Genomic DNA, 247 nt, shown 5'->3' on the forward strand with positions numbered 1-247 from the left:
GCCGGACAGACCGATCTCGCGGTCGGCAACGTCGTCGGCAGCAACATCTTCAACGTGCTGTTCGTGCTCGGCCTCAGTGCGCTGATCGCGCCACTGGTCGTGCACACGCAGATCATCCGCCAGGAAGTGCCGATCCTCATCGGCGCCTCGGTGCTGATGCTGGCGCTGAGCCTCGACGGCGGCCTCGGCCTGTGGGACGGCGCGCTGCTGCTCGGCCTGCTGATCGCCTACACGGTGTTTCTGGTGG

Annotated in this window: 1 pseudogene; it reads left to right on the plus strand. The window is 66.8% G+C overall.

The window, feature by feature from the left end:
* Positions 1-247, plus strand: a pseudogene (locus SB775_RS32500) (sodium:calcium antiporter); the annotation flags it as partial.

This window comes from Peribacillus sp. SIMBA_075, assembly GCF_046534585.1.